Origin of the sequence: uncultured Helicobacter sp., from assembly GCF_937906905.1 — a bacterium.
GTDB lineage: Bacteria > Campylobacterota > Campylobacteria > Campylobacterales > Helicobacteraceae > Helicobacter_B.
Genome location: NZ_CALERY010000030.1, coordinates 15,770 through 37,593, shown reverse-complemented (window position 1 = coordinate 37,593; position 21,824 = coordinate 15,770). Strand labels below are relative to the sequence as shown.

Annotated in this window: 21 protein-coding genes and 2 tRNA genes; 8 read left to right on the top strand and 15 right to left on the bottom strand. The window is 46.5% G+C overall.

Translation table 11 applies throughout. The features are described 5' to 3' along the window. Position 1 precedes the first annotated feature (1 nt). Positions 2 to 1,129, bottom strand: coding sequence for a bifunctional 3,4-dihydroxy-2-butanone 4-phosphate synthase/GTP cyclohydrolase II (locus Q0171_RS07600; RefSeq protein ID WP_299328525.1), 1,128 nt, complete (start codon positions 1,127 to 1,129; stop codon positions 2 to 4). Positions 1,130 to 1,301: 172 nt separating this feature from the next. On the opposite strand from Q0171_RS07600, the gene Q0171_RS07595 reads away from it, so the two are divergent. The 8 genes from Q0171_RS07595 (at position 1,302) to Q0171_RS07560 (ending at position 7,791) form a co-directional block, all read left to right on the top strand. Beyond that, a tRNA-Gln gene (locus tag Q0171_RS07595) sits at positions 1,302 to 1,376 on the top strand. 29 nt (positions 1,377 to 1,405) lie between these two features. Then, a tRNA-Met gene (locus tag Q0171_RS07590) sits at positions 1,406 to 1,480 on the top strand. A gap of 68 nt (positions 1,481 to 1,548) precedes the next feature. Continuing rightward, entirely contained in the window at positions 1,549 to 2,409 is an 861-nt protein-coding gene (locus Q0171_RS07585) for an MqnA/MqnD/SBP family protein (protein ID WP_299328522.1), read from the top strand. A gap of 116 nt (positions 2,410 to 2,525) precedes the next feature. Then, positions 2,526 to 3,362, top strand: a complete 837-nt coding sequence (gene galU, locus Q0171_RS07580; RefSeq protein WP_299328519.1) for a UTP--glucose-1-phosphate uridylyltransferase GalU — start codon at positions 2,526 to 2,528, stop codon at positions 3,360 to 3,362. A 12-nt stretch (positions 3,363 to 3,374) separates the two neighbouring features. Next, the gene (locus Q0171_RS07575; protein ID WP_299328516.1) at positions 3,375 to 3,782 is read left to right on the top strand and encodes a hypothetical protein; all 408 of its coding nucleotides are present in this window, start codon (positions 3,375 to 3,377) and stop codon (positions 3,780 to 3,782) included. A gap of 127 nt (positions 3,783 to 3,909) precedes the next feature. Continuing rightward, positions 3,910 to 5,253 carry an Asp-tRNA(Asn)/Glu-tRNA(Gln) amidotransferase subunit GatA gene (gatA, locus tag Q0171_RS07570; protein ID WP_299328513.1) on the top strand — a complete coding sequence of 448 codons (1,344 nt, stop codon included), beginning with the start codon at positions 3,910 to 3,912 and terminating at the stop codon, positions 5,251 to 5,253. Positions 5,254 to 5,285: 32 nt separating this feature from the next. Next, entirely contained in the window at positions 5,286 to 6,731 is a 1,446-nt protein-coding gene (guaB, locus tag Q0171_RS07565) for an IMP dehydrogenase (protein WP_299328509.1), read from the top strand. Between the two features lie 22 nt (positions 6,732 to 6,753). Beyond that, positions 6,754 to 7,791 (top strand): MnmC family methyltransferase, encoded by a 1,038-nt coding sequence (locus Q0171_RS07560; RefSeq protein WP_299328506.1) that lies wholly within the window; start codon positions 6,754 to 6,756, stop codon positions 7,789 to 7,791. Positions 7,792 to 7,952: 161 nt separating this feature from the next. Here Q0171_RS07560 and Q0171_RS07555 read toward each other — a convergent pair whose 3' ends face one another. The 14 genes from Q0171_RS07555 to Q0171_RS07490 form a co-directional block, all read right to left on the bottom strand. Then, positions 7,953 to 8,174: a DUF5408 family protein gene (locus Q0171_RS07555; protein ID WP_299328504.1), complete on the bottom strand. Its 222-nt coding sequence runs from the start codon at positions 8,172 to 8,174 to the stop codon at positions 7,953 to 7,955. Continuing rightward, positions 8,161 to 9,009: a metal ABC transporter permease gene (locus tag Q0171_RS07550; RefSeq protein WP_299328502.1), complete on the bottom strand. Its 849-nt coding sequence runs from the start codon at positions 9,007 to 9,009 to the stop codon at positions 8,161 to 8,163. Before Q0171_RS07550 ends, Q0171_RS07555 begins: the two co-directional genes overlap by 14 nt. Before the next feature lie 84 nt (positions 9,010 to 9,093). Then, a complete protein-coding gene (locus Q0171_RS07545; protein WP_299328500.1) occupies positions 9,094 to 10,449 on the bottom strand; it encodes an FAD-dependent oxidoreductase in 1,356 nt (451 codons plus the stop codon). A gap of 9 nt (positions 10,450 to 10,458) precedes the next feature. Further along, the gene (locus Q0171_RS07540; RefSeq protein WP_299328497.1) at positions 10,459 to 11,238 is read right to left on the bottom strand and encodes an ABC transporter ATP-binding protein; all 780 of its coding nucleotides are present in this window, start codon (positions 11,236 to 11,238) and stop codon (positions 10,459 to 10,461) included. A 44-nt stretch (positions 11,239 to 11,282) separates the two neighbouring features. Further along, positions 11,283 to 12,335 carry a zinc ABC transporter substrate-binding protein gene (locus Q0171_RS07535; RefSeq protein WP_299328494.1) on the bottom strand — a complete coding sequence of 351 codons (1,053 nt, stop codon included), beginning with the start codon at positions 12,333 to 12,335 and terminating at the stop codon, positions 11,283 to 11,285. Positions 12,336 to 12,337: 2 nt separating this feature from the next. Beyond that, a complete protein-coding gene (locus Q0171_RS07530) occupies positions 12,338 to 13,669 on the bottom strand; it encodes an SH3 domain-containing C40 family peptidase (protein WP_299328491.1) in 1,332 nt (443 codons plus the stop codon). Further along, positions 13,669 to 14,034 carry a Spx/MgsR family RNA polymerase-binding regulatory protein gene (locus Q0171_RS07525; protein ID WP_299328489.1) on the bottom strand — a complete coding sequence of 122 codons (366 nt, stop codon included), beginning with the start codon at positions 14,032 to 14,034 and terminating at the stop codon, positions 13,669 to 13,671. The genes Q0171_RS07530 and Q0171_RS07525 overlap by 1 nt, the downstream gene beginning before the upstream one ends. A 51-nt stretch (positions 14,035 to 14,085) precedes the next feature. Then, the gene (locus Q0171_RS07520; RefSeq protein ID WP_299328486.1) at positions 14,086 to 14,634 is read right to left on the bottom strand and encodes a low molecular weight protein-tyrosine-phosphatase; all 549 of its coding nucleotides are present in this window, start codon (positions 14,632 to 14,634) and stop codon (positions 14,086 to 14,088) included. Between the two features lies 1 nt (position 14,635). After that, positions 14,636 to 15,538: a hypothetical protein gene (locus Q0171_RS07515; protein WP_299328483.1), complete on the bottom strand. Its 903-nt coding sequence runs from the start codon at positions 15,536 to 15,538 to the stop codon at positions 14,636 to 14,638. Positions 15,539 to 15,595: 57 nt separating this feature from the next. Next, positions 15,596 to 16,897, bottom strand: a complete 1,302-nt coding sequence (locus tag Q0171_RS07510) for an N-acetylmuramoyl-L-alanine amidase (RefSeq protein ID WP_299328481.1) — start codon at positions 16,895 to 16,897, stop codon at positions 15,596 to 15,598. 16 nt (positions 16,898 to 16,913) lie between these two features. After that, a complete protein-coding gene (locus Q0171_RS07505; RefSeq protein WP_299328478.1) occupies positions 16,914 to 18,005 on the bottom strand; it encodes a nitronate monooxygenase in 1,092 nt (363 codons plus the stop codon). A 12-nt stretch (positions 18,006 to 18,017) separates the two neighbouring features. After that, entirely contained in the window at positions 18,018 to 19,211 is a 1,194-nt protein-coding gene (gene tyrS / locus Q0171_RS07500) for a tyrosine--tRNA ligase (protein ID WP_299328579.1), read from the bottom strand. Positions 19,212 to 19,321: 110 nt separating this feature from the next. Continuing rightward, a complete protein-coding gene (locus Q0171_RS07495; RefSeq protein WP_299328476.1) occupies positions 19,322 to 21,463 on the bottom strand; it encodes a RelA/SpoT family protein in 2,142 nt (713 codons plus the stop codon). Positions 21,464 to 21,567: 104 nt separating this feature from the next. Beyond that, a complete protein-coding gene (locus Q0171_RS07490; RefSeq protein ID WP_299328473.1) occupies positions 21,568 to 21,789 on the bottom strand; it encodes a DNA-directed RNA polymerase subunit omega in 222 nt (73 codons plus the stop codon). Positions 21,790 to 21,824: the final 35 nt, after the last annotated feature.

Sequence of the window (21,824 nt, the reverse complement as noted above, 5' to 3'; positions counted from 1 at the left end):
GCTAGAGTTCGATTTTTTTAGCAAGGCGGAGATCAAAGCCACCAAGCGCGTTGTATTGAGCTTTGGCGGCTTTGTCTCTCGTGCTTGCGCTAAGGAGAGTAAAATCCCTAACGCCAAGTTGCTTTAAAATCTGCGCACCGATACCGAAGTCTTTCATATCACCACCTGACTCTGCGGGGTCTGGGCTGATTTCTTTAGATTGTGCATTAGAATCCAGGCGAGAGTCTTTGGTGTTTAGACACACCAAAAAGCCACCATTTGTGCGCAAAAGCTCTATGCTTTTTTGCAGAGCTTGCCATTCTTGCGCGTTTTGTAGCAGTGCAATATCGCCACCCGCAGTGTGAAAGCGCACTAGTGGTGTTTTGGATTCTGTATCATTAGAATCTGCGCCACAACCCCCAAAACTAAACACAATATGCTCGCGCTCTAGGTGGTCGGTAAAAGTGATTTTCTCACATGCCGTGCCCATAAATACCGCATGCTCTTTTGTCTGATCCTGCACGAGATTTTCAAATTTCAAGCGGTATTCAATAATGTCTGAAACATACAGAATCCTTAAATTATGCTCCCTAGCAAAATCAAGCAGGAATTTATCCCCCCGCCCTGCCATAGAGCCATCTTTTTTCATAATCTCACATATCACGCTAATTGGCGCAAGCCCAGCCAAGCGGCAAATATCCACGCTCGCCTCTGTATGCCCTGTGCGCACAAGCGTGCCGCCTTCTTTGGCAATGAGTGGGAAAATATGCCCCGGACGCACAAAATCACTTGGTTTTGCGTTGCTATCGCACATTAGGCGGATTGTCAAATCTCTTTCATACGCAGAAATCCCCGTCTTTGCCTCCTTGGCGTCAATGGATATGGTAAAGGCGGTTTCGTGGTTGCTATCATTTCTTTTTACCATTGGGGGTAAATCCAGCCTATGAGCTAGCTCTTGGGTGATAGACACACAGATTAGCCCTCTTGCTTCTTGTGCCATAAAGTTGATTTTCTCTGGTGTGGAGAAGATTCCAGCCAGCACCAAATCGCCCTCATTTTCTCTGTCCTCATCGTCCATTATGATGATCATCTCACCTTTTTTAATCGCCTCTATGGCGTCTTTCACGCGCGCGGAAGATTCTGTTTGCATAGGGCTAGCTCCTTGTGATGATAAATTTTTGGGCAATTGTGCTATAAAATTCCATAATTTGCGATAAATTATAGGATTTGCCATAAAATCTCGTGCCCAAGTATTGACAAAAAAGCCAAACTCCTATACAATCACGCCCTACATTTATTTTGAGTATATATCAGCTAAGTATTGGGGTATCGCCAAACGGCAAGGCACCTGGTTTTGGTCCAGGCATTTCGAGGTTCGAATCCTTGTACCCCAGCCACTTCTTTTTCATCGGTTCTTTTGTTATGTCGCGGGGTAGAGCAGTGGTAGCTCGTTGGGCTCATAACCCAAAGGTCGGTGGTTCAAATCCATCTCCCGCAACCAATCTATCATAAGTCAATACCTAAATAATCACACTTCATGTTGCACTAGACTAGCTAAGCGGAGTTCTCATGATACATTTAGCCCATAGCCCTGATGCTGATGATATTTTTATGTATTATGCCATCGCATTTGGCTGGGTGGATTCTGCCCTTGGACTACGATTTTACAACGAAGCACTGGATATTGAGACGCTAAATTGCGCTGCGATAAAAGGCAAATATGATGTAAGCGCGATTTCCTTTGGCATGTATCCTATGATTGTCGATTCATACGCGCTATTGCGCACGGGAGTGAGTTTTGGTAATGGCTATGGACCAAAGCTCATCAAGCGCCAAGGCGAGAATCTAAAGCGTCATTTCAAAGTCGCTCTCTCCGGCGCACACACGACAAATGCCCTGCTTTTTCGCATAGCATATCCCAATGCCAAAATCGTGTATAAAAACTTTCTTGACATAGAGTCTGCTGTGCTAAGTGGCGAAGTAGATGCAGGCGTGCTTATTCATGAATCAATCCTCAACTTTAGCGATAAGCTTGAGGTCGAGCGTGAGATATGGGATATCTGGTGCGAGCTAGCCAAAGAGGATTTGCCACTGCCGCTTGGGGGTATGGCATTGCGTCGAAGTATCCCGCTGCATCGAGCGATTGATATAGAATCTACTCTTACAAAAGCCGTTCAAATCGCTACGCAAAATAAATCTCTCCTCTCCTCCATGCTCCTCTCTCGCAACCTTATCCGCGTCAATGCCAGTGAGCTTGATACCTATCTCAATCTCTATGCCAATGCAGAATCCATCACTCTAAGCGAGCTGCAAATCCGCGCGATTGACAGGCTTTTTGCCCTGTTGCACGAAGCGGGAATCTATCCCAAGCCCACCTCTTGCCAAGACTCATTTATCCCCACAGAGTATGCGAGCTTGCGCTATTCTTAGCTATTTTGTCCAATCTAATGCAAGATGTGCTTGCAACATTGGTCTTAAATTGCCGTTTAATATCGCATAAACCTTTTGCGCTACAATCCCCGCAAATCCACCCCCAAAGGACATCTATGAGCCACATTAGCAAATGTCTCTTTCCGGCAGCAGGCTATGGCACGCGCTTTCTTCCCGCGACCAAAGCCATGCCTAAAGAAATGCTCCCCATTCTCACAAAGCCACTCATACAATATGGCGTAGAAGAAGCCTTAAATGCAGGTTGCCAGACAATGGCGATTGTAACAGGGCGGGGCAAGCGCAGCATCGAAGATCATTTTGATATAAGCTATGAGCTAGAGCACCAGATCAAAGGCACAGATAAAGAATTTTTGCTCAATGAGGTGCGCTCGCTCATCACACAATGCACTTTCTCCTACACGCGCCAAAATGAGATGAAAGGCTTGGGACATGCGATTCTCACAGGCGAAACGCTTATTGGCAATGAGGCGTTTGCAGTGATCTTGGCTGATGATTTATGCGCTAATCCGCAGGGCGAAAGTGTGCTAGCCCAAATGGTCAAACTCTATGCCAAGCATAAATGCTCAATCGTGGCTATCGAGGAAGTGCCAATGAGTGAAGTGGATAAATATGGTGTCATCGCAGGAGATGAGATCGCGCCAAATGTCTATCGTGTCAATACCATGGTCGAGAAGCCAAACCAGCAGGAAGCTCCATCAAATCTCGCAGTTATCGGTCGCTATATCTTGACACCTGATATTTTTGATATTTTGCGCGTAACCCCCCCGGGCAAAAAGGGCGAAATCCAAATTACCGATGCGCTAATGGAGCAGGCGAAAAATGGTCGCGTGCTTGCTTATAAATTCCAAGGCAAGCGATATGACTGCGGCAGTATCAATGGATTTGTCGAAGCAACAAATGCGTTTTATGAGATGAGCAAAAGCAGTAAATAGTAAGGATTTAGCATGTTTAATCAGGGCTTCTATGCGCTATTTTTGCTTATCGCCTTTGGCTTTGGGTTTATTATCCTTGTCTTTGGCTTTTTTACGCGCAGTCTTTTTGACAGGAAGCCCAGACCCAAACCTTTTACGCTTCAAGACTTTCGCAAGCTTATCCCTAAGGCTAAGAGCCAAAGTGAGGCACATGAGCTTGTGGAGAAATTTACGAAGAAATTTGGGCTAATTGCGCCAAATTCTGGCACCAAAGAGGAATGGCTTGAGGTTGTAAAAGAGCTCACAAGCCTTGAAGTTATCGATACGGATAGGGCTGCAGAGATACGCGAGCAGCTCACTGCTAAAAACCCGAGCATAAGAAAGGATATTGCCGATGTGGTAGGAATGGCATTGAAGACAAAAAAGGACGCTAAAGCATAGAATCTGTCTTCCTAGAATCAAAGCTTTATTATACAAAGCTGGCTTCTCCCTATAAATGCAGAGTTTAAGTTAGAGTATTTTATAATTCCGCGCAAATACCACCATACTAGAGCACCTCGAGGACCGCATGATGACACTAGCCCAAGCCCTATCTCTCCCTAAAGAAGAGCGCCAAGCCCTACAATCCAGCCTAGAAGCCAAGGCAAAATCCCAGGCCGCTATCGAGCTAAATGCTTATATCGATTTTTCTAGCGATAATCATAGCGGCGTGCCAATTTTGATTAAAGACAATATCAATGTCAAGGGCTGGGAGATTACTTGTGCGAGCAAGATTCTACAAGGCTATATCGCCCCCTATGATGCCACTGCTATCACGCGATTACGCGCTAATGGTATGAGCGCGTTTGGGCGAGCGAATATGGATGAGTTTGCTATGGGCAGCACGACAGAATCTAGCTGCTATGGGCGCACCAAAAACCCCAAAGACTCCTCAAGAGTGCCCGGAGGCAGCTCTGGGGGCAGTGCCGCAGCAGTGGCTGGGGGCTATGCCATAGCCGCGCTTGGGAGCGATACAGGCGGCTCTATCCGCCAGCCTGCTGGGTATTGCGGCTGCGTGGGGCTTAAGCCCACTTATGGGCGCGTGAGCCGCTATGGGCTAGTGGCATATAGCTCAAGCCTTGATTGCATAGGACCAATTACACAAAATGTGCAAGACTGCGCGATTTTGCTTGATGCTATTAGTGGTTATGATGAGCTAGACTCTACCAGTGCCAAGCTTCCGCCATTGCAGAGCTTCTCTAAGCTTGATAGGGATAAATGCTTCACAATCGCAGTGCTAAATGACTTCCTAAAAGATGCTGACCCAGCAATCGCCAAGGCGTATGAAGAGACTATCAAAATCCTAGAAAAAAGCGGACATACCATAGTCCCAGCAACAATGCTTGATACAAGCTTGCATATCTCTACCTACTACATCATCTGCACCGCAGAAGCTAGCAGCAACCTCGCGCGATTTGATGGCGTGCGCTATGGGAATCGCGCAGATTCTAGCGGGCTCAAAGATTTATACATCAACACACGCTCGCAAGGCTTTGGTAGGGAAGTGAAGAACAGGATTCTACTAGGGAGCTTTGTGCTAAGTAGCGGCTACTATGACGCCTACTATCTCAAAGCCCAGAAAATGCGCTCCCTTATCACCCAGCAATATGCCCAAATCTTTGAGCAAGCAGATCTTATCCTATCCCCTGTGTCCCCCACTATCGCCCCTAAATTCCGCGCTACACAAAGCCCGCTTGAAATGTATCTAAGCGATATTTACACCATCGGCGCAAATCTCGCAGGGCTACCGGCAATTAGCCTGCCTGTGGGAGAGTCTCAAGGCTTGCCTATTGGTATGCAGCTGCTAGGCAGAGCCTTTGAAGAGCAAAGTGTGCTTGATTGCGCATATAGCCTAGAATCCAGTTTTGCCTAAGCCAAGCGCAACCCATATCAACAGGAGTCGCTATGAAACTCACACAAAAAGCCCTAACTTTTGAAGACATTTTGCTAATCCCAGCGTATTCCGCCGTGCTGCCAAAAGAGGTGGATACAAGCTCCAAGCTCACGCGCAATATTTCACTCAATATCCCCTTTGTCTCTGCGGCTATGGATACAGTTACAGAGTATCAAACCGCCATTGCTATGGCGCGTTATGGGGGCATTGGCATTATCCATAAAAATATGCCCCAAGCTATGCAAGTAGAGCAAATCGACAAGGTGAAAAAAAGCGAGAGTGGTGTCATCACCAATCCCATCTCTATCCAAGCAAATCGCTCCCTAGCCGATGCTAAGGCAATCACAGATAATTATAAAATCTCTGGTGTGCCAGTGGTTGATGAAAAGGGGCTGTTGATAGGGATTTTGACCAATCGCGATGTGCGCTTTGAAAATGATTTAAGCAAGAAAGTCAGCGATGTGATGACAAAAATGCCCCTAGTTACTGCCAAAATAGGCGTAAGCCTTGATGAAGCCAAAGCCATTATGCACAAGCACAGGATAGAGAAGCTCCCCATAGTCGATAGCAACAATATCTTGCAAGGGCTCATCACCATTAAAGACATTCAAAAGCGCATAGAATACCCCAATGCCAACAAAGACTCCCAAGGTCGTTTGCGCGTGGGCGCGGCGATTGGCGTGGGGCAGCTTGATAGGGCGCAGGCTCTCGTTGAAGCAGGCGTTGATGTGCTGGTGCTTGACTCTGCGCACGGACATTCTAAAAATATCATTGCTACCCTAGAATCCATTAAAGCAAGCTATGAAGTTGATGTGATTGTGGGCAATGTCGTAACCGCAGCCGCCACGCAAGATCTAATCAAAGCCGGAGCCGATGGAGTCAAGGTAGGCATAGGTCCGGGCAGTATCTGCACCACAAGGATTGTCGCAGGCGTGGGTATGCCCCAAGTCTCTGCTATTGCAGGCTGCGCGGAAGTGGCGGCGAAAATGGGCGTGCCAATCATCGCAGATGGTGGGATCAAATACTCTGGCGATGTGGCTAAAGCCATTGCCGTGGGGGCATCTAGCGTGATGATAGGCTCTCTGCTAGCTGGCACAGAAGAGAGTCCTGGAGATTTGGTGCTTTACCAAGGGCGGCAGTATAAGAGCTATCGCGGTATGGGGAGCATAGGTGCTATGACTAAGGGCAGCTCGGATCGCTACTTCCAAGAAGGCACTGCGCAAGAAAAGCTCGTGCCTGAAGGCATTGAAGGGCGCGTGCCATATCGCGGGAAAATCGGCGATGTGCTGCACCAGCTTGTAGGGGGCTTGCGCAGCTCTATGGGCTATCTAGGCGCGGCAAATATCCCAAGCTTGTGGGAGAGGGCAGAGTTTGTGCAAATCACTGCTGCTGGGCTTAGAGAATCCCATGTACATGATGTGGATATTACCAAAGAAGCACCAAACTACCACGGCTAGACCCCTGCTATAATCAGTCGCAATGGAGCTGTCCCCTAATCTACGCCTAATCTCTAGCAAGGACGGCTCGCCAAATGCCTTTAATGCGCACTTTGGCGAGCATTATGCCAATATGGGCGAGGGTGCGTTTAGCGAGAAGCTAAGGAAGCATATCGCCCCTGCGCGGGAGTTTTTGCGCGATTGCTTTGGTTCTAGTGCAGAAGTAACAAAGACCCCAGAATCTAAGGCGCTAGATTTTGCTTCGCTTACTGCCTTGCCAGATTCCAATCTCCCAAAATCCAAAACAAAATCCAAACAGCCTGCACCCGCAGAATCTAGCGTGCAGATACTTGATTTATGTTTGGGGCTTGGTTACACCACCCTGCTCTCTCGCGCTCTTGCCACTCCCTGCAATTCAAAAGCCATTGAGCCCCGCCATATCCATATCACTTCAATCGAGCAGGATAGAGATGTGCTAAAGCTTGTTGGTGCGATTCATGGATTGGATTCTGTGGTGTTGGCTAGGCTTGCAGCGGGGGAATGTGTGCAGATTGGCGATTTTGCGTCAAAGAGTAGTGCGCAAGGTGGGATTTCACTGCGCATTCTCTGGGGTGATGTGCGTGAGCAGTTGGAATGCCTCCTAAAACAAGCACATGAGAATCCAAAGCTTCCGCTAGAGCATAAAATACCAGAATCTAATGCGCTTGCTGACTTTGGCGCGCAGGACGACTTTGGCAGAGAATCTTGGGGAAAGGAGTCTGCATTTGATATTATTTATCAAGATCCATTTAGCTATGAGAAATGCCCCAATCTCTGGGATAGAGAGCATTTCTCTATGCTCTATGCCCTAAGCAAGCCTCATTGTCTCATCACCTCATATGCCACGCGCAGGGAAATTTTGCTCGCTGCATACGAGGCGGGATTTCTTGCATATCGGTATAAAGCGCCAAGACAAATCATTAGCGAGCTGCTAGGTGTGCTTGGGGAGAGTCCGGATAGAGAGGTGGTTTATAAACGCAGCTCGAGTGTGTTTAGTAAGCAGCCGCTAAATTTTGGGGATCCGCATTATTTCCTTGGATAAATGCGGATTGTGTATATAAAGATTGTCTATGTTTAAGCAAAACCCATGGTCTCGCACTTGAGATTTCCCACGAAGATACTTCTGTAAGAAAGTCTAAGCCTTAGAGCATGGATTCTCACAGAATCTCTCATTTTTGTGAGCGGGCTTATCTGCATGGAAAGCTATTTATTTTTCTCATTGTGGCTTGTGGATTGGCAGCAGGATTGGGTGATTTGCTCAAGGATTTGGAGCTTTTTGCTAAGCTGGGCACTAGCAGTGATTTGGGTCATCATGACATAGATGTTTATCATAAGTAGCATGAGCGCAATCATACCTATGGCAACTACGATTTTCATTGCTCTTCGTGCAGTATTGAGTGCTAGCTGGGTGTCAGTTTTTTCCATGTGTTTCCTTTGTGATGAGATTTGGCGCGAATGCTTGCAGGAGTTTGCGTAAAAATAGCGCGCAGATAAACACCCCTACACAAACAAGTACGATACATGCTCCAAGCGCGATATTATATATAAATGAGATGGCAATACCACCAGCCATACATAGCAGGCAGATTCCGCTAGAGAGCCAGAGCTGCATGGCGAGATTGCGCGCAAACATCATGGCGATATATGCAGGAATGGAGAGCATGGAAATAACAAGCACCAGTCCGCCCGCTCGCATGCCCAGCACCACACCGCAGGCAGTCAGGAGAAATATCATAGTCAGCAAAAGCTTAGTAGGCAAGCGCAATAGCCTGCTAAACTCCATATCATAAAGCACTGCAAGGATCTCGCGATAAAATAGCCCCACAAAGCCCAGCAGGAGGGCATTAAATCCAGCTAGCGCATAAATATCTTGCCATGTGCTAAATGCCAGCGTGCCAAAGAGATAGCTCTCCATATTGATCTTATACCCAGGAGCTAGCTCGATAAGCACGATTCCAAGCGCCATGCCAAATGCCCACGAAATCGCGATAAATGTATCAAGCCTGCCTCTATGCCAAAGTGTAGCATACACCAGAAATGCTGCCATCGCTAGCCCCGCGCCAAGCGCTCCAAGCAATACATGAAAACCAAAAAATACTGCCACACCCACACCACCAAAGGCTGCATGTGCCACGCCCCCAGCGAGAAAGACACTTTTGTTTGCCACAATTAGCGAACCAATCACCCCAGAACTAATACTTAAAAGCAATGCGGTGATGATAATATGCTGCACAAATGGAGAAGTAAATAGCTCAATCATTTAAATAAATCACAATAGGAGAATCTAAAAAGTGTAAAAAAGCGTTTGACTTCAAGCATTAGGAGTGTCTATCAGCGCTAGAATCTAGGACTCTAGCTCTTCTGGGGAGAGATCTTTGAGGAAGCGTTCTTTGTCAAAATTAGCATGCAGATACGCCACAATTTCTTGTGTATCGACAAACGCATTTTGCAAGCAGCTTGTCGCGCCTGGAGATGGGGTCATATTAAATGTAATGCCTTTATTGGTGATGATTTTTTTCTCGCCAAGCTCGAGCTGCTTTTGTGTCCTATCCACCACCTGTGGGCGCACTTCGCCATAGCCTTCTGCATACTCTATATCACTAAGTTTTAATGATGGGATCAATTTTTGCGCATCTTTCAGGAAAAGTCGCTTGCCAAAGTAGGGCAGCTCAAATATGATATTTTTAAACACATAGGAGCGGATATCAGAATCTTTAAGCAAATCAAACAATACCCCAAACACTTCTCTATGGAAATCAACTTTCCCTAGCTCAAAGCTAATGCCACTATACCAATGTTTTGAGCGCTCAAGCTTTGGCATAGCGATAGCTGTTGGTCCAATTCTTGTCCTTCCAGAGGCATTGACATCTGGGTCGCCATGCACTGCTGCAAATGGAAGCTTGGGGTTTTGCACCATATAGACCTTGCCTTTTAGCAAATCTGGCACGAAGTAGAAGCTCCCAGCAATTGGCAAGCAGCCTAGATCCATACCATAGCCCATAGACTGCGCGAGCACGAGCGAATACGAGCCGGCATTGACAAGCACAAACTTGGCAGTGATCACTTCACCGCTTTTGGAGATGAGATAGTAGCCCTCATCATTGCGTTTAATCTCTTTCACCCAGAAGTTAAGAAAGACTTTGTTGCTTGGGTTTTTGGCTTGGGCGCGCGCAGCAAAATCTTTGCTTAAACCCTCAAAATTCATCGCACACCAAGCCTCTCTGTATCCGGAGCCCACGACATTCTCGGGGCGATCGCTTTTGCCATCACTGCCCAGGATTACATTTGGTTCGATTTCTTTAATCATCTGTTTATCAAACCACTGCAAATCTGGGAATACTGATAAAAAGTCTTGATGTCGCTTTTGCATAAACTCGCATTCTTTATCGCCTACACCAATCGCCATTTTTTGCGTCTTGAAGATCACTTTATTTTGCAGCTCATGCTTTAGTGCGTAGTTTGTAACCTTTTGTGCGGCGAGTTTGACTTTCTTAGCCTTTTGGGCTGTATAGTTTGTCTCAATTGAGCCATCGTGGATTGTTTGGGAGTTTGCCTTGACATTTGAGCTCACCATTGCCAGATCGGGGCATTTATCTACTACTGCTACGCTTTGTATGTCGGTATATTCACTCAATGTCCAAAATAGCGCACACCCAGAAACACCGCCACCAACAATCACAACATCAAAATGCTTGTCCATTCTTTCTCCTTAGACTTTAGTGCAAAGTTTGTCAAATAAATCGACTTCGCAAATATGCCCCTCTGTATCTAGGACACTTTGCATTCTAGGAATCGTGTGTTCGATGACTTCTTTATCCACAAATAGCGCACGATTGGCATAACCTAACAAGACCGATATGTGATGACTGATGAGGATTATAGTATGAAAATTGTTAATTTTTTTTAAACTTTTGTAAATTTGGATTTGCATTTTTGTATCCACGCTGGAGGTGGGCTCATCGAGCACAAGCAGCGCTGGATCCGCGCATATAGCACGCGCGATGAGCGTTCTTTGGCGCTGACCTCCGCTTAGTTCTGCGATAGCATTGTGGGCTAGGTGGGCGATTTCAAGCTTTTCTAGCGCTTCATAGGCTTTGGCTCTGTCGCTCTTGCTTGGGCGAAACCCAAACACCCTACGCTCCATAAGCCCCATTAGCACGACATCTAGCACACTGATAGGAAAATCTACATTAAGATTTGTATCTTGTGGGACATAGCCTATAAGGGGTTTTTTTGCAGGTTTGCTACCTTTTATAGTGAGACTACTTGGGTTGCCAAAGATATGAGGAGTTGGGTAGTGGATTTTGCCCTGTGTGGGCACAAGTAAGCCTAGCAGGAGTTTGATGAGCGTGCTTTTACCCCCACCATTTGGACCGATGATTGCTAGGAAGTCGCGCTCATATACGCTGAAATTTGCACGCTCTATGGCGTTGTGTCCCATGCCCGCATAGGAGAAGCTTAGATTCTCGCAGCGCAAAATCTCTTGCATACTATCGCTCGCTCTTTTTGCTATTTGTGTTCATTATTGCTGCTTTAATTATTGTTTGGGGTAGATTTTGCGATTTTATGCAAGAATGCTCGCATGATCCCCTCCCAATCCTCTTGTAGCGGATCAAGGATATCCATCTCTAGCCCCAGTATATCTGCCAGCGCGCGTGCCCTGCCTTTGTCAAACTGCGGCTGGACAAAAAGCGTGCGCACCTGCTTTTGCTCCAAGCGCTCATGCAGCTGGCTTAGTGCTTTAAGCCCAAGCTCTTTGCCATTTTCTTCTAGTGCGATTTCCTCTAGCTCAAACTCCCGAGCCAAATAGCCAAAAGCTGGGTGTATTACCAAAAATGCTCCACCCTTTTTGCTAGCAAGCATGCTGGAAAACTCCTGTTGCAAGGATTCTATGCGTGCGAGAAATTCAGCAAGATTGCGCGTATAAAGTGGCTTATGTGCTGGAAGGATTGCACATAAAAGCGCGTAGATTTCTCGAGCATTGATTGTGGCAAAATCAAGCGAGAGCCAGATGTGAGGGTCGTGGTTCTCATGCTCGTGTGAATGAGTAGGGGTGCTAGCGTGGGAATCTACTTGAGAATCTAAATGCGGGGTAGTAGATTCTCTGTGCGCCTTTTGCGCTGCGTTTGTGAGCAGAGGTTTTAGCGCTTGAGATGCTGCAAGATTATAGTAGATCATGGTGGTGGATTTTGGGGTTTTAGAGGTTGATTTGGGTGGGTGGGCATGGCTAGATTCTAAGCTGGCTTCCCATAGCCTAGCGCCTAATCGCTCTTGTAGCACATGCTCATATTCCATTCCCACGCCTACAAATGCTAGTGCTTTTGTGAAAAGATATGCCTGCGCGGGCTTTGGTTCATAAGTTTCAGGGGAGACTTCAGCTGGGACGATGCTTTGGACTTCTGCGCTATCCCCTGCGATTGCACGCACGATTTGCACCAGCGGCGGCACGCTCACAAGCACTAGTGGTTTAGATTCTGGAGAGTTGGGGGCTACTTTTTTGACCTCTATGGAATTGTTAGCCCCGCATACTATGCTAATCCCCAAACACATACCAAAAGCTATCGCCCATACACGCATATATTTCATTGTTATTTCTCCTCCATTGTCTCAAGTAGCGCTACTAGATTTGTCATGCCAGCGATTTTATCAATCAATAGTGTTTTGCGAGAAAATATACCATTATGCTCCTTGCCAGCATAAAGGCTTGTTACCACCACGCCTCCTAGCATATTTTTATACTTCCTAAATAGCGTGGAAGTTTTCACACTCCACGCGCTATGCGCCACCATAGCCCTCCCCTGATACTCGCCAATATAGAGCATAATATGCCCCTTTAAGTAAAGCACGCTCCCAAAGGGCACGCCGTGCTCTATAATGTAACGCTCTTTTTGCTTGCGGCTTAGATGTGAGAGATCTTGCATACTCTTTTTGACATTGGCTTGGGCGCGGGAATTGCGCGGGAGATAGAGCCCATAATTAGCAAAAATATCGCGGATAAATGCCGAGCAATCCCTGCTTGCTAGATAGCCGCCCCAGCCATATTTATCGCCTAGCATTGTATTGATAAGCTCTGCGCTGCGAGCTTGGCTAAACGCCATGGGTAAGCTTGCTATATCCTGCGCAGCGATACTAGATTCTACTAACTGCGCCCTACCCTGCATATCGCGCATTGGCACTAGCACTATATCGCGCTCTTTTAGGCTTTTTACCACGGGGAAAATCTGCCCCACTCGCGCATTAGTAAGAAACTTGCCCTTAGCATAAAGTGGGATATTATCGCGCATTGGCAGGATATAAGAAGACTTTTTTAGCCGCGCGATTTGCTTATCATCAACTAGCCCCACACTATTTACTAGAATCCACCCAGAGACAAACCCACTCTGTATATGCGCCCAACGCTTAGTTGTATCATAATGCGTAATCAGCACAGGCGTGCCAGAAAAAATCCACGAGTTCTGCCATTGATCAAAGGGAAAGTCATCTTCTGTATCAAAGCGCATTTTCTCACTTGGCACGACACGGACATTGGTAGATTGCGTGATGATAGCCTTTTGCGCTGCGCTTGGATAGTTTGCAATATCCATAGATTCTAAAATGCTTTGCGTAAATTCTTTAGAATTAGGCAGGCGATTCTCGCCAAATCCGGGCTTACTGCGTAAAGAGCCCTGCACCCAAAACACACTTTTGACATTGGGGTTTGGCTCGGCAGACCAAGGAGAAAAATGCGCCTTTAAGTAGGCTTCTTTAAGCAAGCGCGTATCAAAGCTAGAGCCTGCAAGCTCATCTTTAGGCACTAGGTAAAAACGCGCATCTTGGGGGTATATGCTCATATCTTTTGCTATGGTGGTTACCTGCTTTTTGGCACAGCCTAGCATAAGGCTAGCAAGCAGGCAAAAAATCAAAAAGTGGATTCTAGCCATTAGCCAAACACTTCTACCAAGCGGCTTTCATCAAAGCCCACAAGCACTTGCATAGCACTTGCGGAGCTAGGTTTATAGACAATCACAGGGCGCTTGATGAGCAGCGGATTTGCAAGCATGGCATGTTTTTTACCCTGCTCATCTAGATTTTGCTCTTTTAGCCCAAGTTTTTTATATGTCGTTCCTTTGGTGTTTAGCAGTGTATCTACACCAACTGCCTGCACAAAACACTCTAGCTCGCTAGAATCTAGCGGTGTGTTTTTCCAATCGACAAATTTATATGCTACTGCACGGGAATCTAAAAATCTGCGTGCCTTTTGCACGCTACCGCAGGTTTTGATCCCATAGAGTGTGATTGTTTGCATGCTACTCCTTGATTGTGGGTTACACTAGAATCTGGGCGCCAAATGTAAATTCTAGCCCTCTAGCTGTGTAAATAGCTCACTAATGGCAGTGTGGAGCATGGTATAGACATTTTCAAAGCCACTCGCCCCGCCATAGTATGGGTCTGGCACTTCTGCGCCGTGGAGTCCAAATTCGCCTAGTAACATGACCTTGTGTGAATCAAATCCCATGGCACGCAAGGTGGCGAGATTTTGCTTATCCATGGCAAGCAGCAAATCCATATCGCCATGAGCATAGAGGCTTACTTGCTTGCTTTTGTAGTGTGCGATATTGATTCCATGTTTGGCAGCAATAGCGATAGATCGATCATCAATACTCTCCCCACTATGCAGCCCAGAAGTTCCAGCCGAGGAGCATTGCAAGCCTTGTAGTAGGCTTGCTGGATTCTCTTTTAGGTGCTTTTCTTGCAGGGCATGTGCTATACCCTCTGCAAGTGGAGATCGGCAGATATTTCCTAAGCAGATAAATGCGATTTGTATTTGGGGCTTATCGCACCTTTGGCTTATCGCACCTTTGGTTAGGGATTGGGTGAGATGGGCAATATAAGCTTTGGAATCCATGCTACTCCTTGCTTTTATTTATTTGGCTGGGCTGGCTTGACTTGCTTACAAGAGCTTTGAAACTGCTTGGTTTGATATTGCCTTGCATGGAGGCTAGCATCCACTCGCCACACCATGACATGAGCCCGATGATGAGAAAAATTGTGCGCGTGTTTGTGTAGTCGGCTTGTGTGATGATTTTAGAGCACAGCGAGAAAACAAGCATTCCTATCACAAGCCAGAGAAGATTAGCATACTCGTAGAATCCAAATAACTCGGCATTGCGATAGAGCACCACAAGTAGTAGTAAAAACCCTATATAAAACAGCCACAAATCCATATACAACAGCATGTTTGCTTTGTCATAATAAGGCTGGATTGCATAAGCAAATAGCACAAACAGCGTCGTGTTTATGCTTGGCATATAGGCACTTAGCCACTCACCCCATTTATTGAAGATATTGAGACGGATTTTGCATGCAGGCAGCAGGAGAGGCAGCACAATGAAGCACAGATATACGAAAGTATAAATACTAATGTCTGTGATTTTCCATAGCACTACGCCACCAAGTGTATCACTAAACGCATAGGCAATATCATCAGGCTGCCCTTGAGTGATTTCAGCCACAACGCGCAGAAGCAAAGATACAAGCATAAGTGTGCCAATGGCAGAAGCTACAACCTTTTCTGTGGTATTGGTGCGCTTATGTCGCACAGAATGCACCACAAATGCCCAGCACATAAGCACAAAGCACAAAAGTAAGAGATTGCTAGCAAAGTCATACGCCCTATGTGGATAGGAGAAAACAAGAAAAAGTCTCGAAAAAGTCTCGCTAAAGCTTGAAACGATGAGAGAGAGCAGCACAAACACTACGAAAAAAAAGAACAAAGAAGAAAATATAATCGTGCCTGATGTGGGTTTCATGCTACTTCCTACTTGCTAGCCTGCCTTAGATTCTGCGACTAAGCTAGCCCAAATGTCTTAAAAATTTTTCGCTACAAAGCCATCAATCCCATCAGCAATTCCAGCTGCTAAGGCTTTTTGGTAGGCGTCATTATTGAGTCTTGGGGCTTCAATTTCGTTGGAATTATACCCTATTTCTATCAATACCGAGGGCATTAGTGCGCCGGCAAGCACCCAGAAAGGACCCTCGCGCACTCCGCCATCTGTAATCCCCTGGTAGCTTTGGCGTAGTTTTTTTAAAATCCCATACTGAATATCAATTGCAAGTTTATTGGAAGCAAGCAGGCGGTGGGAGTTTAGGGAGTTTAGGAAAGTTTGCTTGGAGAAATAATTCATCACATCAATGTCATCTTTGTTTTCCTGCTCGGCTACATCGCGTGCCCTATCGCTTCTGGCAGTGGCGAGAAAATAGGTCTCCACACCTTTTGGGGATTTTTTAGCGGTTTTAGGAACAGAGTTGGCGTGGATTGAGATAAAGAGATCGGCATTTTTGGCATTAGCAAAGTCGGTGCGCTCTTTGAGGTTTATATATTCGTCTTTATCGCGTGTCATGTAGGTAGTGTAGCCGCGCTTTTTGAGCTCTTTGTTTAGGGCTTGGGCAACTTTTAGCACAATGTGTTTTTCACATACTTTTGTAACCCCAAGCGTGCCACAATCCTTGCCTCCATGCCCCGCATCGATAACGACTTTGTAGCCTTTTTTCTTAGGCTTAAAATCTGCATGAGAATCTTTGGAATCCGGGGCGTTCTTGTTTGATTCTGTGCTTTCTTTTGGCTTGGGTTTTTTAGATTCTACCTCGTGCTTAGGGGCTGGCTTTTGCGTAGGTGTAGAATCTGGCTTCTTGGTCGCAGGAGGCTTGGTATTGCTAGAATCTGGTTTTTTAGATTCTGGGGATTTTTGCGGGGTGCTAGGTTTGGGTTTCTGGGGTTCTGGCTTTTTATTGGCATCTTTGGCGGTGCTAGATTCTGGGATTTTATCGACAAATGAGAGATAGAGATTGTTTTGCACGAGTTTGGCTTGATAGATGAGAGTATTGCCATTTGTGATGACAAACCGCGTGATTTTAGGTGTGTTTTGCGCGATTGTTACTTGGGCGTTGCGCGGGAAATAATAGACCTTTTTGCCATTATCAAGCACGGCTTCGATGTCGATGTAGAGAGAGTTTTCGGAGATTTTACGCGGAGTGAGTTCGAGGTTTTCAATGTTTTGGGAAAAAACAACCTTTAGGCTGCTTGCGCCAAAGGGGATTGAATTGGTGATGTGGAGATTTTGCCCCTTTGTGATACATGCCAGCAGCACAAGGAGTAATGCTCGCCACACCCACTATCCTCGCCCACTATCCTTGCGTGAGCTCTTGTATGAGTTCTTTTACGCTAATGATGTTTTGGATTCTATAGCCATTGGCACCGCTGAAATACAAGCCCTCTGCCTTATCGCCCAAATGTCCTTTGCCCAGACTATCGGCGATGCAGTATCCCACTTTTTTGGCTTCTACGCCTCGATGGCAGGGCGCGACGCAGTTGCTTACGCATTTGACTTTAGGGGCATTGCCCTCTGCTAGGCGCGCGAGCACACCTATGCGTAGGGCTCGAGCAGGGTAGCCCACAGGGGATTTGATGAGCTCAATATCACTTTCTTGGATACTGGGCATGATTTCTTGATAGGCTTTGGCATCGCATTCTCTTGTGCCTAGGAATCTCGTCCCCATTTGCACACCACTGGCTCCAAGAGCAAGGAATTTATCAATATCATTGCGGTCCCAGATTCCCCCAGCTGCGATGACGGGGATTCCACCCCAGCTTTTGGCTTCTTGGGCGATTTGCGGGACGATTGCTTCTAGCTGAAATTCTGGCTTGAAGCAATCGTCGTATTTAAATCCTTGATGCCCGCCACTCAGCGGTCCTTCTACGATTACAGCATCTGGCACGCGTTTATAGCGCTCTTCCCAGCGTTTGCAAATGATACGCAAGGCTTTGACCGATGAGACAATGGGCACAAGCGCGACATCGGGGAAATTTTTGGTAAATTCTGGCATGTTGGTGGGCAGCCCAGCGCCTGTAACAATGATATTTGCTCCCGCCTCGCACGCATCGCGCACGACACGCCCATAATCATTTATCGCATGCAGGATATTTGCGCCTAGTGGATTTGCTCCACAGATTTTGCGCGCATTGGCAAAAATCTCATTGAGCGCGGCTTTGGAGTAGAAGTTTATCGTCTCAAATGGCTTATTAAGCACGAGTTTCTCGACAAACTGCATTTTTTTGTAATACCCTGTGCCAACTGCCGAGATGATCCCTAGCGCCCCCTCTTTTGCGACATTACCAGCGAGCTCGTCCCAGCTAATCCCAACGCCCATTCCACCTTGAAAAATGGGGAATTTAATTGTATGTTTGCCTATTTTTAGTGGTTGTAGAGCTGTTCTCATTAGTATAAATCCTTATAGTATGATGGCTTTAACAAATTTACGCTTGCCAATTTGGAGCACATATTCGCCCTGGGTGAGTTTGAGATTCTCATCGAGCACCTTTTGTCCATCGATTTTGCAAGCACCTGCTTGGATATCTCGTCTAGCCTGAGAGCTTGATGGACAAAGCCCGCTCTCTTGGAGAATCTTGCAAATCCACACGCCAGAATCCTGTGTGCTAAACTCCACAACCGGGATATTGCTTGGCATTTGGTTGCGCGAGAAGACCTGATCGAACTCGATTTGTGCTATCTCTGCTGCCCCAGCGCCGTGGAATCTAGCTGTGATTTCATGGGCGAGATTTTGCTTCACACTTTTTGGGTGTAGGTTGCCAGATCGCACACCTTCGCGCATGGCTTGGAGCTCTTCTAGGCTTTTTTGGCTTAGAAGTTCATAATATCTCCACATCAGCTCATCAGAAATGCTCATTATCTTAGCATACATTGTATTAGGATTTTCTGTAACACCAATGTAATTGCCAAGTGATTTGCTCATTTTTTGGACGCCATCAAGCCCTTCAAGGAGGGGCACGGTGAGCACGGATTGTTCTTTATCTAATCCATAGGAGCGCTGGAGCGCGCGACCTACTAGGAGATTGAATTTCTGGTCATTCCCGCCTAGCTCAATATCGCAATTAAGCGCAACAGAGTCATAGCCCTGCAAAAGCGGATAGATAAACTCAATAATGCTAATTGGTAGATTCTCCTTGTAGCGCTTAGTAAAGTCATCGCGCTCAAGCATACGCGCTACTGAAAACTGCGCAGTGAGATTTACCAGCCCGCCTATGCCAAGCGCATTTATCCATGCGGAGTTGAAGCACACTTCAGTATGGGCTGGATCTAGCACTTTAAAGACTTGCTCTTTGTAGGTTTTTGCATTTTGCTCGACTTCATCGCGCGTGAGCTGCTTTCGGGTTTGGGTTTTGCCGCTGGGGTCGCCGATTGTCGCAGTAAAGTCCCCGATGAGAAACTTCACATCTCCGCCATAGCGCTGAAATGTTGCGAGCTTGGAGAGCAGGACGACATGCCCTAGGTGTAAATCAGGCGCAGTGGGATCAAAGCCAGCTTTGACAATGAAGCGCTCCCCTGTGGTGTAGAATCTCTGCACTAGGCTGGCGATATATTCCTCCCCGATAAATTCACTCGCCCCTCGCGCAATCTCTTGCATGGCTCTGGCAGTGGATTTTAGAATCTCTGGTGATATATCTTTAGGCGATTGGAGCGGGGTTGGCTTATGCTCTGGTATATGTTGCGACATGCGGTCCTTTCTGGTTGAAGTCAAGTCTGGTAGGCGTCTTTGAAATTTGAAAACTCTATGATAGCAAACTTGCTCGAGAGTAAATCGCGGATATGCTTGCGGTTTTTGTCCTCGATTTCAAAGATCACTTCACAATAGAGTGAGGGTGCTTGCGTATCATAGCCACAATAGTTTATCCCAATGACATTGCAGCGCTCTTTTGCCAGCACGGCAAGAAATGCTGCGAGCGTGCCACTTCTGTCTTCAAGCGAGACGATGACTTTATATGCCTTTTTGCTCACCTGCGCCCACTTAGCAAACACCATGGGTGCCCCCTCTTTGATGAGCTCGCCAAGCTTATTGCAAAGCTTATGGTGGATCATAGCCTTTTGATTTTGTAAGACTGCCATCATCGAGTCGCCGTATTTTGGGCGGCAGCAGTAGTCAAATGCCACGCCTGTAATAGTGCGATTGCTGAAAAATACGAAATTCTCCAGCTGTATGCGTTTTGGCGTCAAAACATTGAAGCGAAATTTCACAAACCAGCTACCAAAGCTCTGCGTAATCGCGGCATACTGCTCTTGCAAATACCCTTCATCATTCACGCAACGCGCGAGATCAGAGTCCAAAGAGCGCATAGAGAGATAGCGTGCAAACACGGCAGAATCCTTGCTAAAAATCGTGGCTAAAATATTTATGCCCGCTTGCTTTTCGATCTCTTTCAAGCGATTTTGTGCTTGAAATCTTAGGTGATTTTTAGCACGCGAGGTTTTGACCATATCTACCCATGTGTATTTTGGCACTTCATGCTCATCGGTGATGATTTTTACAATATCCCCAGATTTTAGTCGCTGAAGTAAAGAGACTTGCTGATTATTGATACAGGCATTCTTGGCTCTATCGCCCAGCTCGCTATGAATGAGATAGGCAAAATCCAGTGCCACTGCGCCCGCAGGCAATGTGAATGTATCACCATCAGGGGAGAATACGACAATATCCTCTCGATAGAGATCATTTTTAGCAAGTTCGTAGAACTCTTCGATATTGTTGTTTTGATATTGGAGGTTTTTGAGCCAGTCGAGATTTGGTGCAATTGCGCCATCGCTTTTATATTTCCAGTGTGCTGCTACGCCAAACTCGGCATTTTTGTGCATATCAAAGGTGCGGATTTGCACTTCAAACACACGCGATTTATCAAAAATCGTTGTGTGAATCGTTTGGTAGGCATTTTCTTTTGGCAGGGCGATATAGTCCTTGAAGCGCGAAATAATAGGCTTAAAGCTCAAATGCACAAGCCCTAGAATCTTGTAGCAATCAATTGTTGATTTTACCAGCACGCGCACAGCAAGGAGATCGAGAATCTCATCGATTCCCACACCTTTTCGCTGCATTTTTAGGTGGATAGAGTAGGGGCGCTTGATTCTACTCTCTAGCACAAAATCTTCTTCACCAAAGCCATGTTGCAAAAGTAGCTGCCGGAGCTTGTGCTCAAACTCATTGAGTTGGAGAGTTAGGGGCTGGTTGTTATTGCGGAGAAAATCTTGGACTTTGCCGTATTCCTGCGGGAAGATGTAGTAGAAGCTTTTGTCTTCTAGCTCGTTTTTGATACTAGAGATTCCTAGGCGGTGCGCGATTGGTGCATAGACCACGAGCGTTTCTTTTGCTTTGCGCTGTTGTTTGGACTCGCTTAGTGAATCAAGTGTTAGCATATTGTGCAAGCGATCGCAGATTTTGATTACTAGCACGCGCGGATCATTGACTGCGGCGATAAGCATTTTGCGAAATGTCAGGGCTGCAACAGCTATGCGCTGATTATCAGCCTTTTGCCCCAGCTCCTCTTCTTGAATCTCATCGATTTTGGTTAGACCATCGACGAGTTTTGCCACTGCTTGACCAAAATCTCCTTGCACGCTATCGAGATTTAGCTCTGTATCTTCAACGACATCGTGGAGTAGTGCCGCGCAGATCATAGCCTCATCGCCACCATAAAATGCCACGAAGCACGCCACACACAGAGGATGCACGATGTAAGGCTCACCACTCTCGCGGAATTGCCCCTTGTGGCATTCCTGCGCACACACAATCGCGCGCTCGATATTTGGCGTAAGCTCACACAAGCTCGCTAGGAGGCGTTTAGCCTCCTGGAAGCTTTTAAGATTTCGCACCTGTGTAAAAATTTCCAAACACCGCTCCTAGGGTGGATTCTGGGTGAGTATAAGCAACTAGATTAAGAGCTGCACCCTACTAAAGCCGACTTATCGAGATACGGCTTTGTAAGATTGTGGAGTTAAGGCTGTTTTATCTCCTCGATACGCTCAAGCACAAGCTTACCTTCAGCGATTTCACGCATGGCGATGTCTGTGAGTTTGTCGGTTTTGAGATTTGCGCCTACGAGATTTTGTGCGCCACCATTGAGCTGTTTTACCCGTTTGAAAATCATATTTGCTAGCACATAGCGATCGTTATTGACTTGCTCGAGCGCCTTTGCTGCGATTTGCTCTGTCCTCATGGCTTTCCTTTTATGCAAATAATAAAAGCTCTTAT

Coding starts and splice junctions, on each gene's coding strand:
- guaB (WP_299328509.1), top strand. CDS start 5,286: ATGAAACTCACACAAAAAGCCCTAACTTTTGAAGACATTTTGCTAATC.
- Q0171_RS07600 (WP_299328525.1), bottom strand. CDS start 1,129: ATGCAAACAGAATCTTCCGCGCGCGTGAAAGACGCCATAGAGGCGATT.
- galU (WP_299328519.1), top strand. CDS start 2,526: ATGAGCCACATTAGCAAATGTCTCTTTCCGGCAGCAGGCTATGGCACG.
- Q0171_RS07585 (WP_299328522.1), top strand. CDS start 1,549: ATGATACATTTAGCCCATAGCCCTGATGCTGATGATATTTTTATGTAT.
- tyrS (WP_299328579.1), bottom strand. CDS start 19,211: ATGCAAGAGATTGCGCGAGGGGCGAGTGAATTTATCGGGGAGGAATAT.
- Q0171_RS07520 (WP_299328486.1), bottom strand. CDS start 14,634: ATGGATTCCAAAGCTTATATTGCCCATCTCACCCAATCCCTAACCAAA.
- gatA (WP_299328513.1), top strand. CDS start 3,910: ATGATGACACTAGCCCAAGCCCTATCTCTCCCTAAAGAAGAGCGCCAA.
- Q0171_RS07540 (WP_299328497.1), bottom strand. CDS start 11,238: ATGCAAGAGATTTTGCGCTGCGAGAATCTAAGCTTCTCCTATGCGGGC.
- Q0171_RS07575 (WP_299328516.1), top strand. CDS start 3,375: ATGTTTAATCAGGGCTTCTATGCGCTATTTTTGCTTATCGCCTTTGGC.
- Q0171_RS07550 (WP_299328502.1), bottom strand. CDS start 9,009: ATGATTGAGCTATTTACTTCTCCATTTGTGCAGCATATTATCATCACC.
- Q0171_RS07545 (WP_299328500.1), bottom strand. CDS start 10,449: ATGGACAAGCATTTTGATGTTGTGATTGTTGGTGGCGGTGTTTCTGGG.
- Q0171_RS07535 (WP_299328494.1), bottom strand. CDS start 12,335: ATGAAATATATGCGTGTATGGGCGATAGCTTTTGGTATGTGTTTGGGG.
- Q0171_RS07490 (WP_299328473.1), bottom strand. CDS start 21,789: ATGAGGACAGAGCAAATCGCAGCAAAGGCGCTCGAGCAAGTCAATAAC.
- Q0171_RS07515 (WP_299328483.1), bottom strand. CDS start 15,538: ATGAAACCCACATCAGGCACGATTATATTTTCTTCTTTGTTCTTTTTT.
- Q0171_RS07560 (WP_299328506.1), top strand. CDS start 6,754: ATGGAGCTGTCCCCTAATCTACGCCTAATCTCTAGCAAGGACGGCTCG.
- Q0171_RS07505 (WP_299328478.1), bottom strand. CDS start 18,005: ATGAGAACAGCTCTACAACCACTAAAAATAGGCAAACATACAATTAAA.
- Q0171_RS07530 (WP_299328491.1), bottom strand. CDS start 13,669: ATGGCTAGAATCCACTTTTTGATTTTTTGCCTGCTTGCTAGCCTTATG.
- Q0171_RS07555 (WP_299328504.1), bottom strand. CDS start 8,174: ATGGAAAAAACTGACACCCAGCTAGCACTCAATACTGCACGAAGAGCA.
- Q0171_RS07525 (WP_299328489.1), bottom strand. CDS start 14,034: ATGCAAACAATCACACTCTATGGGATCAAAACCTGCGGTAGCGTGCAA.